This is a genomic window from Umezawaea sp. NPDC059074 (assembly GCF_042738955.1).
In the GTDB taxonomy this organism is placed as follows: Bacteria; Actinomycetota; Actinomycetes; order Mycobacteriales; family Pseudonocardiaceae; genus Umezawaea.
On sequence record NZ_JBHYHC010000140.1, the window covers coordinates 1 to 13,488 of the forward strand.

General features: G+C 72.2%; 12 protein-coding genes. 9 read left to right on the top strand and 3 right to left on the bottom strand.

All coding sequences use genetic code 11. The features are described 5' to 3' along the window. The first annotated feature begins 55 nt into the window (after positions 1-55). The 3 genes from ACFWW9_RS38575 to ACFWW9_RS38585 are packed head-to-tail and all read left to right on the top strand — an operon-like array spanning position 56 to position 4,226. Positions 56-1,576 carry a xylan 1,4-beta-xylosidase gene (locus ACFWW9_RS38575; RefSeq protein ID WP_390387462.1) on the top strand — a complete coding sequence of 507 codons (1,521 nt, stop codon included), beginning with the start codon at positions 56-58 and terminating at the stop codon, positions 1,574-1,576. After that, positions 1,573-2,241: a glycosyl transferase gene (locus ACFWW9_RS38580; protein ID WP_390387464.1), complete on the top strand. Its 669-nt coding sequence runs from the start codon at positions 1,573-1,575 to the stop codon at positions 2,239-2,241. Before ACFWW9_RS38575 ends, ACFWW9_RS38580 begins: the two co-directional genes overlap by 4 nt. After that, complete coding sequence (locus ACFWW9_RS38585) at positions 2,238-4,226, top strand: beta-galactosidase (protein WP_390387466.1); 1,989 nt, start codon at positions 2,238-2,240, stop codon at positions 4,224-4,226. The genes ACFWW9_RS38580 and ACFWW9_RS38585 overlap by 4 nt, the downstream gene beginning before the upstream one ends. Here the strand turns inward: ACFWW9_RS38585 and ACFWW9_RS38590 are convergent. Then, on the bottom strand, positions 4,220-6,199 hold the full coding sequence (locus tag ACFWW9_RS38590; RefSeq protein WP_390387468.1) for an alpha-glucuronidase: 1,980 nt from the start codon (positions 6,197-6,199) through the stop codon (positions 4,220-4,222). The two genes, ACFWW9_RS38585 and ACFWW9_RS38590, sit on opposite strands and share 7 nt — an antisense overlap. A 9-nt stretch (positions 6,200-6,208) precedes the next feature. Next, positions 6,209-6,580 (bottom strand): nuclear transport factor 2 family protein, encoded by a 372-nt coding sequence (locus ACFWW9_RS38595; RefSeq protein WP_390387469.1) that lies wholly within the window; start codon positions 6,578-6,580, stop codon positions 6,209-6,211. Positions 6,581-6,679: 99 nt separating this feature from the next. Here ACFWW9_RS38595 and ACFWW9_RS38600 point away from each other — a divergent pair, with 99 nt between their 5' ends. From ACFWW9_RS38600 to ACFWW9_RS38620, 5 genes are all read left to right on the top strand, one after another. Further along, entirely contained in the window at positions 6,680-7,627 is a 948-nt protein-coding gene (locus ACFWW9_RS38600; protein ID WP_390387471.1) for an RNA polymerase subunit sigma-70, read from the top strand. Positions 7,628-7,759: 132 nt separating this feature from the next. Continuing rightward, a complete protein-coding gene (locus ACFWW9_RS38605) occupies positions 7,760-8,179 on the top strand; it encodes a hypothetical protein (protein WP_390387473.1) in 420 nt (139 codons plus the stop codon). A 49-nt stretch (positions 8,180-8,228) separates the two neighbouring features. Beyond that, the gene (locus ACFWW9_RS38610) at positions 8,229-9,428 is read left to right on the top strand and encodes a PucR family transcriptional regulator (RefSeq protein WP_390387475.1); all 1,200 of its coding nucleotides are present in this window, start codon (positions 8,229-8,231) and stop codon (positions 9,426-9,428) included. 149 nt (positions 9,429-9,577) lie between these two features. Further along, on the top strand, positions 9,578-11,899 hold the full coding sequence (locus tag ACFWW9_RS38615; RefSeq protein WP_390387476.1) for a molybdopterin cofactor-binding domain-containing protein: 2,322 nt from the start codon (positions 9,578-9,580) through the stop codon (positions 11,897-11,899). Positions 11,900-11,929: 30 nt separating this feature from the next. Beyond that, positions 11,930-12,388: a (2Fe-2S)-binding protein gene (locus tag ACFWW9_RS38620; protein WP_390387492.1), complete on the top strand. Its 459-nt coding sequence runs from the start codon at positions 11,930-11,932 to the stop codon at positions 12,386-12,388. A gap of 1 nt (position 12,389) precedes the next feature. Here the strand turns inward: ACFWW9_RS38620 and ACFWW9_RS38625 are convergent, their stop codons facing one another. Beyond that, the gene (locus ACFWW9_RS38625) at positions 12,390-12,821 is read right to left on the bottom strand and encodes a winged helix-turn-helix transcriptional regulator (protein ID WP_390387478.1); all 432 of its coding nucleotides are present in this window, start codon (positions 12,819-12,821) and stop codon (positions 12,390-12,392) included. An 87-nt stretch (positions 12,822-12,908) separates the two neighbouring features. On the opposite strand from ACFWW9_RS38625, the gene ACFWW9_RS38630 reads away from it, so the two are divergent. After that, on the top strand, positions 12,909-13,367 hold the full coding sequence (locus tag ACFWW9_RS38630) for a PaaI family thioesterase (protein ID WP_390387479.1): 459 nt from the start codon (positions 12,909-12,911) through the stop codon (positions 13,365-13,367). Positions 13,368-13,488: the final 121 nt, after the last annotated feature.

Consider the following 13,488-nt stretch of genomic DNA (forward strand, 5'->3'; position numbering starts at 1 on the left):
CCCGCCCGCCCCCCCCCACCGCCCCGCCTCCACCGAACCGAGGGGAGTGCCGCCCGTGAACCCCATCGAGCCGATCGGCCGCCTGTCCGAGTCCTGGCGCCACTGCGTCGGCACCGGCAGGCTCAACCTCGCCCTGCGCTCGGACTACCGCGAGTCGCTGGCCCTGGTGCAGCGGGACATCGGGTTCCGCCACATCCGCGGCCACGGCCTGCTGTCCGACGACATGGGCGTGCTCCGGATGTCCACTGTGGACAACTCGACGCGCTACTCGTTCACGTACCTGGACCAGGTGTTCGACAGCTACCTCGACCTGGGGCTGCGGCCGTTCGTCGAGCTGGGGTTCATGCCGTCGGCGCTCGCGTCCGGGCCGGACACGGTGTTCTGGTGGAAGGGCAACACCACCCCGCCCCGCGACTGGGACGAGTGGGCGGCGCTGGTGCGCGCGGTGCTGCGGCACCTCGTGGACCGCTACGGCCTCGCCGAGGTGCGCACGTGGCCGATCGAGGTGTGGAACGAGCCCAACCTGCCCGGCTTCTGGAAGGACGCCGACCAGGAGGCGTACTTCCGGCTCTACGAGGTCACCGCCCGGACCGCCAAGGACGTCGACGCGGGCCTCCAGGTGGGCGGCCCTGCGCTGTCGCCCGGCTCGGACGACTGGTGGGCCCCGTTCGCCGACTTCGTCACCGCCCGCGCCGTGCCGATCGACTTCGTCAGCAGGCACGCCTACTCGTCCGGTCCGGCCCAGGAGATCCCGTTCGGCACCTACCAGGAGCTGACCGACCCGAGCGGGCTGCTGGAGCAGTTCACCGCCCCGCGCCTGCACCTGGCTGGGACCGCGCTGGCCGGGCTCCCGGTGCACATCACCGAGTTCAACAGCTCCTACCGCCCGGACAACCCGATCCACGACACGGCGTACCACGCCGCCTACCTGGCCCCCGTCCTGCTCGGCGGCCTCGACCTCGTGGACTCCTACTCCTACTGGACGTTCTGCGACGTCTTCGAGGAGGTGGACATCCCCACCTCGGTGTTCCACGGCGGGTTCGGCCTGCTGGCCCACCGGCAGGTGCCGAAGCCGACCTACCACCTCTACGCGTTCCTGGCCCGCATGGGCACGTGGGTCCTCGAGCGCGGCGAGGACCACCTGGTCTGCGCCGACGACAACGGCCGGGTCACGGTGCTGGCCTGGCAGCCGGTCGGTGGGACCACGGCCCCCGCCGCGGCCGAGCGGCACCGCGTCCGGCTCACGGTCCCGGTCACCGGCCCGCGCGCGTTCGTCCGCCGGGAGCGGGTGAACGAGCACGACGGCAACGCCTTCGCGGCGTGGCGGGAGCTGGGCCGGCCGCCGTCGCCGGACGCGCGGACGTTCGACCTGCTCCGCGACTGCGCCCGCCCGGCCGTGGAGCACCGGTCGCTCGCGGTGGAGGGCGGGCGGGTGGTGCTGGACCTCGCGCTGGCGCGGCACGAGGTCACGTTCGTCGAGGTGCTGCCGGTGACCCCGACCGAGCACGCGGGCCTGGACGACCGGCGGCTGCTCGGGGTGTCCGACGACCGGCTGGTCGCGGAGCACGAGCGGTGACGCCCACGGCAGGCGAGGGAATCCTCTCGCGCACGGCCACCGTCGTGTACTGGTTCCTCGTCGTCGAGGCGCTGGTGCTGCTCACGACGGCCCCGGCGCTGGCCGCGGTGGTGTTCCTGGCCGGGGGACGGGGGAACGCCCCGTTGATCGGCCTGTGCTTCGTGCCGGTGGCGCCCGCGCTGTCGGCGGCGGTGTTCGCCTGGCGGGTGTTCCTCACCGAGCGGGACCTGTCCCCGGCCGAGCACTTCCGGCGCGGCTACCGGCTCAACTGGCGGGACGTGCTGCACTGGTGGGTGCCGACGCTGGCCGTGCTGACGCTGATCGGCTTCACCCTGGCGAACCTGGACCTGGCCGGTGTTCCCGCGGGCTACGGCGTGGTGCTGCTGCTGGTCGGGGCGGCCGTCCTGCTGTGGGCGGCGCTGGCGCTCGTGCTGTCGTCGACGCTGTCCCTGCGGACGCGCGACCTCGTGCGGCTGGCGGCGTTCTACCTCGGCGCCCGCCCGGCCGTCACGTTCGGCGTGCTGTCGCTGCTCGTCGCCGCGGCCGGGATCGTCGTGCTGACCTCGGACTGGGTACTGGTCCTGCTCGCGTCGCCCGCCGCGCTCCTCCTGCTGCGCACCACCGAACCGGTGCTGCGCGACGCCGCCGAGAGGTTCACGGCGTGAGCAAGATCGGTTATGGCGGCGACTACAACCCCGAGCAGTGGCCAAGGGAGGTCTGGGACCGCGACTACGAGGCGTTCGCCCTGGCGGGCATCGACACCCTCACCGTCGGCGTGTTCGCCTGGGCCCACCTGCAACCGGCGGAGGACCGCTACGACTTCACCGTGCTGGACGCGATCGTCGAGCGGGCTTGCGCCGAGGGCAAGCGGATCGTGCTGGCCACGCCCAGCGGCGCGATGCCGCCGTGGCTCGCGCACGCCTACCCGGACGCGTGCCGGGTGGACTTCGAGGGACGCAGGCACGTCTACGGGCAACGGCACAACGCCTGTCCGTCCTCGCCGGACTTCCGCAGGCTGGCCGTGGCGCTGGCCGACCGGCTGGCCGAGCGCTACGGGGACGTCCCGGCGGTCGTGGCCTGGCACGTCGGCAACGAGTTCGGCGGCTCGTGCTGGTGCCCGTTGTGCGGCAGGGGTTTCCGGGACTGGCTCCGGCGGCGGCACGGTGACCTGGACCGGCTGAACCACGCGTGGAACACCGCGTTCTGGTCGCACACCTTCACCGACTGGGAGCAGATCCCGCCGCCCAACGCGCTGTCGGAGCACTGGCGCGGCCCCGACCACACGGCGTTCCAGGGGATCACCCTGGACTACCGGCGGTTCCAGTCCGATGCCCTGCTGGCCGGGTTCCTCGCCGAGAAGGCCGCGCTCCGCGCACACGTGCCGGACACGCCGGTCACGACGAACCTCATGGGGCTCTACCAGCCGGTCGACTACCACCGGTGGGCCCCGCACCTGGACTTCGCGTCGTGGGACAACTACCCGCCGGACCACGCGTCACCGGCGCGGATGGCGTTGGCCCACGGACTGGTGCGCGGCCTGAAGGACGGCGCACCGTTCTGGGTCATGGAGCAGACGCCGTCGACCACCGCGAGCCGGGACGTCAACCCGGTGAAACGGCCGGGCGTGCTGCGCCTGTGGTCGTGGCAGTCGGTCGCGCACGGCGCGGACGCCGTCCTGTACTTCCAGATGCGGAGTTCGCGGGGCGCGTGCGAGAAGTACCACGGGGCGGTGCTGGACCACTCCGGCCGCACCGACACCCGCGTGTTCCGCGAGGTGGCCGCGGTCGGCGCCGAGTTCGCGCGGCTCGGCGACGTGACGCTGGGCGCGCGGACGCCCGCTCGGGTGGCGCTGCTGGTGGACTGGGACAGCTGGTGGGCCGTCGAGCTGTCCGACGGCCCCAACCGCGCGGTCCGGTACCCGGACGTGCTCACCGCGTACCACCGGGCCCTGTGGCAGGCGAACGCGGCGCTCGACGTGGTGCCCGTGACGGCCGACCTCTCCGGCTACGACGTGGTGGTGGCTCCGCTGCTGCACCTGGTGAAGGGCGATCTGCCCGACCGGATCGCGGCGGTGCTGGCACGCGGCGGGTCGTTCCTGACCACGGTGCTGTCCGGCCGGGTGGACGAGGACGACAACGCCTTCCTCACCGACGGGCCGTTCGCCGACCTGCTTGGGCTGCGGGTGGAGGAGACCGACGCCCAGGGGGCCGACGTCGTGAACCCGGTGGCGTTCGGCGGGCGCTCGTACGCCGCCCGGCACGTGTTCGAGCTGATCGTCGCGGAAGGGGGAACGGACGTGCTCGGGACCTACGGTGCGGACTTCTACGCCGGAACGCCCGCGATCACCCGGCGGGGGAACGCCTGGTACGTCGGCACCCTGCTGGACGACGCGGGGGTGGCGGCCGTGGTGCGGTCGGTGCTGGACCACCACGGCCTGGCCGGGCCGCTGGCGGACGTGCCCGACGTCGAGGTGGCCGAACGCGTGACGCCGGAGGGGGAGCGGCTGCTGTTCGTGCTGAACCACGGCGCCACGACCGTCACCGTGCCGTGCCCGGCGGCGGGCGTGGACCTGCTGGGCGGCGGCGACCTGGCCGCCGGGGACGACCTGGTGCTCGTCCCGACGGCCGTCGTCCTGCTGCGCTGTCAGTAGAGGGTCCTGCCCCGCGCGTCCGGGACGCCGGACTTGCGCCAGAAGTAGGTGTTCACCTGGTCCCGCCACTCGGTGGCGCAGCGGAGTTGCTCGCGGAGCAACTCCGTGACCCGCTCGAAGGTGTCGGCGGGGATCCTGCCCCGGAGGGTGGCCCAGATGAGCGCCATGCGGTGGACCTCGTCGCGCCCGGCGAAGTGGGTGTCGTAGACGTGCTGCACCACGGTCGACCCCGAGCGCAGGACGTGGCCGTACGGCACGTGGTGGAAGAACAGCAGGAGTTCGTCCGGGCAGGTGTCCGGCGACTCGTAGACGTCGCTCCACGGCCGCGGGAACTGCCCGGTGAACCCGGTCCCGGTCGCCCGCGTCCGGTCCACGCCGACCCCGTCGCGATCGGCGAAGTGGTAGGTGCCCCAAGGGGAGTACTCGTACCCGTCGACGTCCGGCCCGTAGTGGTCGCCGGGCCGCACCATGAACCCGACGCCCAGGGGGGCGGTGTAGCGCTCGTAGGTGCGCCAGGAGTCGCCCATGACCTGGTGCAGCGCGTCCCGGACGGTCCGGTCCTCGAACGTCAGCCCGATCCACTCGTCGAGCACGTCCTCGGCCGACAGCCGGTCGTCCCACGCCAGCCTGCCGAACCCGAAGAGGTTGGCCTGCGCCAACGGGTGCCCGGTCCAGACGGGGGAGTCGCCGACGTTGGCCACCGCCACGACCCCCGCCGCCGTGTCCGCGACCGTGCCGCCCTCCTCGCCCCAGGGGCGGAACGACAGGACCTCCCGCCAGTGCGGGACGAGGTGGCACACGTGCTTCTGCTGCCCGGTGTACTCCTGCGTGACCTGCACCTCCACGGCCAGCCGGGTGGACGGCATGGCGGCGATCACCGGGGACAGCGGCTCACGGGTCTGGAAGTCCAGCGGCCCGTGCTTCACCTGGAGCACGACGTTGTCGTCGAACCGCCGGTCCAAGGGGGAGAAGTGGTCGTGCGCCGCCCGCGCCCGGTCGGTCGAGCGGTCCCGCCAGTCCTGCCGGTGGTTGTAGACGAACGCCCGCCAGAACACCGTGCCGCCGAAGGGTTTCAGCGCCCGTGCCAGGAGGTTCGCGCCGTCGGCGTGGTCACGGCCGTAGGCGAACGGTCCCGGCTGGCCCTCGGAGTCGGCCTTGACGACGTAGCCGCCGAAGTCGGGGATCGCCGCGTGGACGGCGGCCGTGGTCCGCGCCCACCACTCGCGCACCTCGGGGTCGAGCGGGTCCGCCGTCGCCAGGCCGCCCACGGTGATGGGCGCGGCGAAGCTCACCGACAGGTGCGCCCGGACGCCGTATGGGCGGAACACGTCGGCCAGGCGGGCGACGTCGGGCAGCAGGTCGGTGAGCAGCCGCGCCTCGGTGCGGTGCACGTTGACGTTGTTGAGGCACACCCGGTTGATCCCGATCGAGCCGAGCAGCCGCGCGTAGGCCGCGACCCGCCCCAGGTCGGCGCGCACGCCGCCGTCGGCGTAGAACAGCGACCCGCCCGCGTACCCGCGCTCCACCTGGCCCATGACCGGGTGGACGTCGACGTTGTCCCAGTGGTCCAGCATCCGGATCGCCTGCCGGGGCGCGGCGGTCGTCGACCACGTCCCGGTGAACGCCGCTTCGCCGAGCCGCACGACGTGGTGGAACCCGTAGAGCAGCCCGGCGCCCTCGGCGGCCCGGACGGTGGTGGTCGCCGCCGCGCGGGCCGCCGTGAACGCCTCGGGACCGCCGCCGGTCTCCGGGGCGCACACCAGGTCGAGGTCCACCGGGCCGTCGTCGACGAGGTGGCCGCCGTGCTCGCGGACGGCGGCCACGACTTCGCCGCGCACGGTGTCGACGAGCGGCCCGGTCCCGACGACCCGGACCCGCCGGGACCCGACCGGGCGCAGCGCGAACGCGGGCAGCCAGGCCGGGTCGACTCCCGGCGGCAGCGGCGGGACCGGACGACCGGGAGATTCGTTCATGCACTGAACTTAAGTGGGAATCCCTTGGGCGGCAAGACGCGCGGCGTCGAACGGCGTCCGGTCGAAGATGATCCGCAGGTGCGTGATCAGGCCGTCCCGGACGGTCAGGAACTCGCTCGCCGGGGCGTTGCGGACGGGGACGGTGTCGGTGTCGTACATGAGGAGCGCGGTCCGCTCGTCGCCGAACGCGGCGAGCAGCGTCGAGGAGACGAGGATCCGGGAGAAGGGGCCCATGAAGGCGCGGAACGCCTCCGCGCCCTCGATCCGGCCTGCCGGGGCGTCGCACACGACGTCGTCGGCGATGTGGGTCATGGCGCGGTCGAAGTCGTGGCCGGTCCACGCCTCGTGGTAGGCCAGCGCGGTGGTCAGCGGGTCGGTCATGGTCGTTCCCTCCTGGTGGTCGTGCCAGGTGGACACCGGCGGCTCGGCGAACGGACCGGTCCGCGGCGACCGTGGTTTGATGGCCGCGTGGTCCAAGCGGTGCTCGACCGTGCGCGTGCCGGTGACCCGGACGCGTTCCGGCAGCTCACCGACCCCTTCCGGCGTGAGCTGCTGGTGCACTGCTACCGGATGCTGGGGTCGATGACCGACGCCGAGGACGTGCTCCAGGAGACGCTGCTCGCCGCGTGGCGCGGGCTGGACGGCTTCGAGGGCCGGTCGTCGCCGCGCACGTGGCTGTACCGGATCGCGACGAACCGCTGCCTCAACGCCGTGCGCTCGGCGAGCCGTCGGCGGCCCGCCGAACCGGTGCCGCCGTTCACCCCGCCCGAGCCCACGCGCCGGGACGCCGTGACCTGGTTGCAGCCGTGCCCGGAGCAGGTGGAGGACGGCGATCCCGGTCCGGAGGCCCGCTACAGCGCGCGGGAGTCGATCGAGCTGGCGTTCATCGCGGGCCTCCAGCACCTGCCGCCCCGGCAGGCCGCGGCGCTGGTGCTCCGCGACGTGCTCGGCTACTCGACCGCCGAGACCGCCGACCTGCTGGACACCACGCCGACCGCGGTCAAGGCCGCCCTGCAACGCGCCCGCGAGCGGCTGGACCGCGTAGACCCCTCGCGCGTCCCGCTCCCCGGTTCGCCGGGGGAACGCGAGCTGGCCCGGCGGTTCGCCGAGGCGTACACCGCCGACGACGTGGACGGCGTGCTCGCGCTGCTGACCGACGGCGCCTGGCTGACCATGCCGCCCGCGCCCCACGCGTACCAGGGCCGCGCGGCCATCGGGGCGTTCCTGGCGGCGAGCGCGGCCTCGCGCGGTGGCAGTCGGTTCCGGCTGGAGCCCACGCGCGCCAACGGGCAGCCCGCGTTCGGCTGCTTCCTCGCCGGCGTCGGTCCGGTCGGCCTGCTCGTCCTGACCTTGCGCGATGACCGGATCAGCGCGGTCACCCGGTTCCTCGACGACGACCTGCCCCGGCGGTTCGGCCTCGACGGCTGATCTTGGCCGAAATCCGGTGGAACGTGGCATTCCAGCCACCCCCGCAGCACCTCCGCCGGTGGTTAGCGTGACGCCACCGATCCGAGGAGGCCTGTTCGTGTCCCGTTCGCCGCGTACCGCCGGGAGTCCGGCGTGACCAAGCTGCTGCTCTCGATCCACGTGCTGGCCGCGATCCTGGCCATCGGCCCGGTGGCCGTGGCCGCCAGCATGTTCCCCGCGGCCCTCCGCCGCGCCGACCTCCCCGCGCTCCGCGTCCTGCACCGCGTCTGCCGGGTCTACGCCGCCGTCGGGATCGCCGTCCCGGTGTTCGGGTTCGCCACCGCGGGCGTCATGGGGGTCACCGGCCAGGCGTGGGTGATCGTGTCGATCGGCCTGACCGCCGTGGCCGCCGGGGTGCTGGTGCTGCTGGTCCTCCCGCGCCAGGTCGCGGCACTGTCCACACCGGACACCAGTCCGGCGAGCCTGGCGATGCCCACGGGCCTGTTCAACCTGCTGTGGGCGACCGTCACGGTGCTGATGATCATCCGGCCCGGCTCCACGACCGGGGCCTGACCCCGCCGAGTCGTGCCACGGGGCCGGACCCGTGCGATGCTCGTCCACCATGACCGAGCCACCGCGCACCACGACGTCCCTGGTCGCGGACGTGGCGGCCCGCGTCCCGGACCTCGCCGACGCCCTGGTCCGGGTCATCCAGGAGCAGAACCCCAACTACCGCCGCGCCAACGTCGTACCCCGGCACGACCTGTGGCGGTCCTGCCACGACAACCTCACCAGGGTCCTCCAGCTCGTGGCGCGCGCGGCCGGGGACGACGCGGTCGTCCCCGAGGACGAGGCGTACGACGCGGCCCGCGCCACCGGCCGGGCGCGGGCGTCGCAGCGGATGCCGCTGGACGACGTGCTGCGGTCGTTCCGGCTCGGCGGCAGGCTGGTGTGGGAGGCGCTGATCGCGGAGGCCCGCGCCGACGAGCGCACCGACCCGGAGGAACTGCTGGACCTCGCGTCGTGGGTGTGGACGGTCGTGGACGAGACGTCCGCGCAGGTCGCGACCGCGTACCACGCCACCGAGCGCGACCTGGTGCGTGTGGACGAGCAGCGCTTGGCCGCGCTGTGGGAGGGCCTGCTCACCGGCCGGGCGAAGGACCCGACGTTCGCCCGGCAGGCGGCGCACACCATCGGCGTGCCGGTCGACGGCTCGTACGCGGTGGCCGTCGTCGACCTCGGCGCGGAGGACTTCGAACGCCCGCTGGCCGAGGTGGGCGTGACGTCGGTGTGGCAGTCCAGGACGAACACCCGCGCGGGGCTGCTCGTGGTCGACGAGGACGGCCTGGCCGCGGCGCTCGCGGTGCTGAGGGCGAGTGTCGGCGTCGTCGCGGGCCTGTCGATGACGGTCCACGGCCTGGTGGGCGTCGACACCGCCCACCGGCAGGCGGTGCTGGCCCGCGCCACCGTGCCGCCCGGCCGGGTCGAGGTCGCGGCGCTCGCCGAACGTCTCCCCGAAGCGCTCCTGCTCAGCGCGCCGGACCTCGCCGAAGCCCTGATCCGCCGCAGGCTCGGCCCCCTGCTGGCGATCCCGCGGGCCGAGCGCAGGCTGCTCCTGGACACGCTCACCGCGTGGCTGGAGACCGGCGGCTCGGTCAACGGCACCGCGACCGCCGTGCACTGCCACCGCAACACGGTGATCAACCGCCTGCGCCGGATCGAGTCGGCCACCGGCCTCGACCTCGACGACACGGCCTCCCACCTGGAGCTGGGGCTGGCGCTCCGGGCGTCCTGGCTGCTCCCGCCCGGCCCGCTCGCCTGACCGCGCGTTGTGCACGCCGCACAACGCCGGTAGGCCAAAAGTAGGCACGGCGTTCCTTCTCGTGGCGGATGTGACGTGACACACTCCGGGCCTCACCACTGCGCACCGCCACCGACCCACCACTCAGAGTGCCGCCTGCGAGGACACCCATGGCAGAACAGCGTCGTTCGCCGGAAGACGCCCCACCGGACCACACCCGCCGCCGCTTCCTCGGCTACCTGCTCGCCGCTCCCACCCTCGCCGTGGGCGTGAGCTGGGCGGACGCCTCCCTCGGAGCCCCGGAGGCCGAGGCCGTCATCCCGTCCCTGCCCCAGCCCGAGAACCTCTTCGACCTCGGCGACCTGCAGAACCTGGCCGCGCTGCCGACGTCCGGCCTCATCGGCGTGCAGGTCAACGAGGACGGCACCGCGTCGTTCGCCCTGCACCGCACGGAGGTCGGCCAGGGCATCACCACGACCGTCGCGATGATCATCGCCGAGGAACTGGACCTGCCGATCGACCAGGTCCGCGTCACCCTCGCCGACGCGCGCCCCGAACTCCTGATGAACCAGCTCACCGGTGGGTCCAACTCGGTCCGCAGCATCTTCACGCCGGTGCGCACCGCGTCCGCGCTCGCCCGGCAGCAGCTCGTGCGCACGGCCGCCGCGCAGTGGCAGGTGCCCGAAGGTGAGGTGACCACCAGGGACGGCGTGCTCTCCCACCACAGCGGGAAGACCGCGACCTACGGGTCGCTCGCCAAGGCCGCCGCCAGCGACCGGACCGTGCAGGTGTCCATCACCCTCAAGGCCGCCACCGACTTCCGGGTCCTCGGCAAGCCGCAGAACCGGATCGACGCCCACGACATCGTCACCGGCCGCAAGCGGTTCGGCATGGACCTCCAGGTGCCGAACGCCAAGCCCTGCATGGTCCGCAGGCCGCCGACGATCAACGGCACCGTGAAGACCGTCCGCAACCTGGCCGCCGTCAAGGCGATGCCGGGCATCACCGACGTCGCCGTGATCACCTACGGCGTGGCCGTGCGCGGCGAGACGTTCGGCCAGTGCATCGACGGCCTGCGCGCGCTCGACGTCGACTGGAACCCCGGCACGGTCGCGGGGGAGTCGGACGCGACCGTGCTCGCCAAGCTCAAGAAGGCGCAGCTGCCGCTGGTGGCGCCCGCGCTCGGCGCGCTGTCCGTGGACGCCGAGTTCACGTTCGCCTTCGCCAGCAACGCGCCGCTCGAACCGGACAACGCCATCGCCGACGTGCGGCCCGACCGCGCCGAGATCTGGTCCACGCTCAAGGTGCCGATCGACGCCAAGCAGGACATCGCGCGGCAGCTCGGCCTGCCCGCGGACAAGGTCGTCGTCCACGTCGTGACCGGCGGCGGGTCGTTCGGGCGGCACCTGTTCCACGACGTCGCCGCCGAGGCCGCGGAGATCTCGCAGAAGATGGGCAAGCCGGTCAAGCTGTCCTGGACCCGCACGGACGACTTCCGCCAGGGCCGCACGCACCCGATGTGCGTGTCGCGGGTGCGGGCGACGCACCTGCTCGGCAACGTGCTGACCTACGAGCAGCGGCACGTCAGCTCGGAGACCAGCTTCAGCCACGGCCTCGGCGAGATGATCACGTCGACCGCCGCCGAGCTGCCCCTCGTGGGCAACTACAGCTTCGCCCAGACGATCTTCCTGCTGACGCAGTCGGTGCCGTACAACTTCGGCGTCGCCACGCAGCTGCTCAACGAGGTCCCGCTGAGGTTCAACACCGGCAGCATGCGCAACATCTACTCGCCGAACGTGGTGTGCGCGCGGGAACTGGTCGTGGACCGGCTGGCGGCGAAGCTGGGCAAGGACCCCGTCGCGTTCCGCCGCGAGTTCCTCAAGGACGACCGGCTGCGCGCGGTGATGGACAAGGCCGTCGAGGTCGGTCAGTGGGGCCGGGCGCTGCCGAAGGGTGTGGCGCAGGGAATCGGTCTGCACACCGAGTACCGCGGCGCGGTCGCGATGCTCGTGGAGGTCGACTGCCGACCGGAGACCGTGAACCGGCCGATCGTGGACGGCGTGACCGGGCCTCGGGTGACCAGGGCGACGATCGTGATCGACGCGGGCCTGCCGCTCAACCCGCGCGGGCTGGAGGCGCAGATGCTCGGCGGGCTGAACGACGGGATCGCGCTGGCGTTGACGTCGAGCCTGCACATGAAGGACGGCATCCCGCTGGAAGGCAGCTGGGACAACTACTTCTACACACGGCAGTGGAACACGCCGCCGGAGGTGAAGGTGGTCGTGATGCCACCGACGACCGGCACGCCCAGCGGTGCGGGCGAGATCGGTGTGGCGGCGGCGTTCGCGGCCGTCGCGACGGCGTACGGCCGGGCCACCGGCACGATGCCGACCAGCTTCCCCATCAACCACGGGACGCTGGGCTTCGAGCCGTACCCGTTGCAGCCGTCCACCCCCGCGTCGCCGGTCAACGGCCTCGACAGCGCCTTCTGAGGAGCGTTCCCCTTGGCACAGCACAGTTTTATGCTCAACGGCAGCAGGGTGACGGTCGAGGTCGCCGACGACGTGCGGCTCCTGTGGGTGCTGCGCGACATCCTCGGCGTCACCGGCCCGAAGTACGGGTGCGGGCTGAACGTCTGCAAGTCCTGCACGTCCCACCTCAACGGCAAGGCCTTCAACCCGTGCTCGGTGCCGGTGTCGAAGATCAAGGAGACCGACGAGGTCACCACCATCGAAGGCCTGCCCGCGACCGTCGGCCGCGACCTGCACCCGATGCAGGAGGCGTGGCTGGAGGAGGACGTGTCGCAGTGCGGCTACTGCCAGCCGGGCCAGATCATGGCCGCGGTGGCGCTGGTCCGCAAGGCCAAGGCGGAGGGTCGGCAGATCACCGACACCGACCTCGACGGGCTGCGCAACATCTGCCGGTGCGGCACCTATTCGCGGATCCGCACGGCGATCCGGAAGGGCGCGGACCGGATGTGAGTCACCACGGGGGTGCTGTCCGCTCGAAACCGTGGGTGGCGCTGGTGATCGGCCGCCCGGTCTTCTCGTCGACGACGACGGGCCGGGCGGTCCGGTTGGTGGCGCGGTCGACCAGGCGGGCGGCGGGCTTCTCCGGGCCGAAGTGCCGGTAGCCCCAGGCCGCCATCGCGGCCAGCACGGGGAGGAAGTCGCGGCCTCGGTCGGTGAGGACGTACTCGTGGGTTTGTTTTTCGAGGATGCCGGACGCCACCAGGTCTTTGAGCCGGCGGCTGAGTGATCCGGGGGAGATCTCCAGGTGCTCCTGGAGGTCGGCGAACCGCGTGAGGCCCGCGGTGACGTCCCGGAGGATCAGGATGCTCCACCACTCGCCGACGTGGTCGAGGCTTCGGGCGATGGGGCAGGCCGCGTCGGCGAAGCTGACGTGCTGGACCACGGCGGGGGGCCTCCTCGTGGGGTTTACCGGGTAGTAACTATCATGATAGTAGTTACGCGTCGGTGCTCACAACCATCGGGAGTTCGGATGTCCACTGTTGACCTCGCCGGGATGTCCGGGATCGAAGTCCTCCGCCAGTTCCAGGCCCGCCAGGACGTCGACACGCCGTCGATCGCGCGGCTGTTGGGGATGTCGTTCGACGAGTTGGAGGAAGGGCGGGTGGTGATGTCGCTGCGCACCAAGCCGGACTTCCTGAACCCGATCGGGGTGGTGCACGGGGGGATCGCGGCGACGCTGCTGGACTCGGTGATGGGGTGTGCGGTGCATTCCGCTTTGGCGGCTGGGGTTGGTTATACGACGTTGGAGTTGAAGGTGAACTACATCCGGGCTGTGGGGGTGGGCGACAAGTTGTTGGTGGGGACGGGGAACGTGCTGCACCTGGGGCGGCGGACGGCTACTGCGGAGGGGAAGGTGGTGGATGAGCGGGGGGCGTTGGTCGCGCATGCCACCACTACTTGCATGGTGTTTCCGCCTGCGCGTGGGTGATTGGTGTTCTGCGGCCTCGGGTGGGTGTCGCCCCACCCCGCTCGCGCAATTATTTCAACACCCGTTTTGTGTTGTCAAGTGGGGGAAAATGGCTTGAAAAACCACAAAGGGGGCGAAGGCG

What these genes read in the sequence shown, in the direction of transcription:
- ACFWW9_RS38595 (WP_390387469.1), bottom strand. Translation starts at nt 6,580, where the DNA reads ATGACCGACCCGCTGACCACCGCGCTGGCCTACCACGAGGCGTGGACC.
- ACFWW9_RS38615 (WP_390387476.1), top strand. Translation starts at nt 9,578, where the DNA reads ATGGCAGAACAGCGTCGTTCGCCGGAAGACGCCCCACCGGACCACACC.
- ACFWW9_RS38620 (WP_390387492.1), top strand. Translation starts at nt 11,930, where the DNA reads ATGCTCAACGGCAGCAGGGTGACGGTCGAGGTCGCCGACGACGTGCGG.
- ACFWW9_RS38630 (WP_390387479.1), top strand. Translation starts at nt 12,909, where the DNA reads ATGTCCACTGTTGACCTCGCCGGGATGTCCGGGATCGAAGTCCTCCGC.
- ACFWW9_RS38610 (WP_390387475.1), top strand. Translation starts at nt 8,229, where the DNA reads ATGACCGAGCCACCGCGCACCACGACGTCCCTGGTCGCGGACGTGGCG.
- ACFWW9_RS38590 (WP_390387468.1), bottom strand. Translation starts at nt 6,199, where the DNA reads ATGAACGAATCTCCCGGTCGTCCGGTCCCGCCGCTGCCGCCGGGAGTC.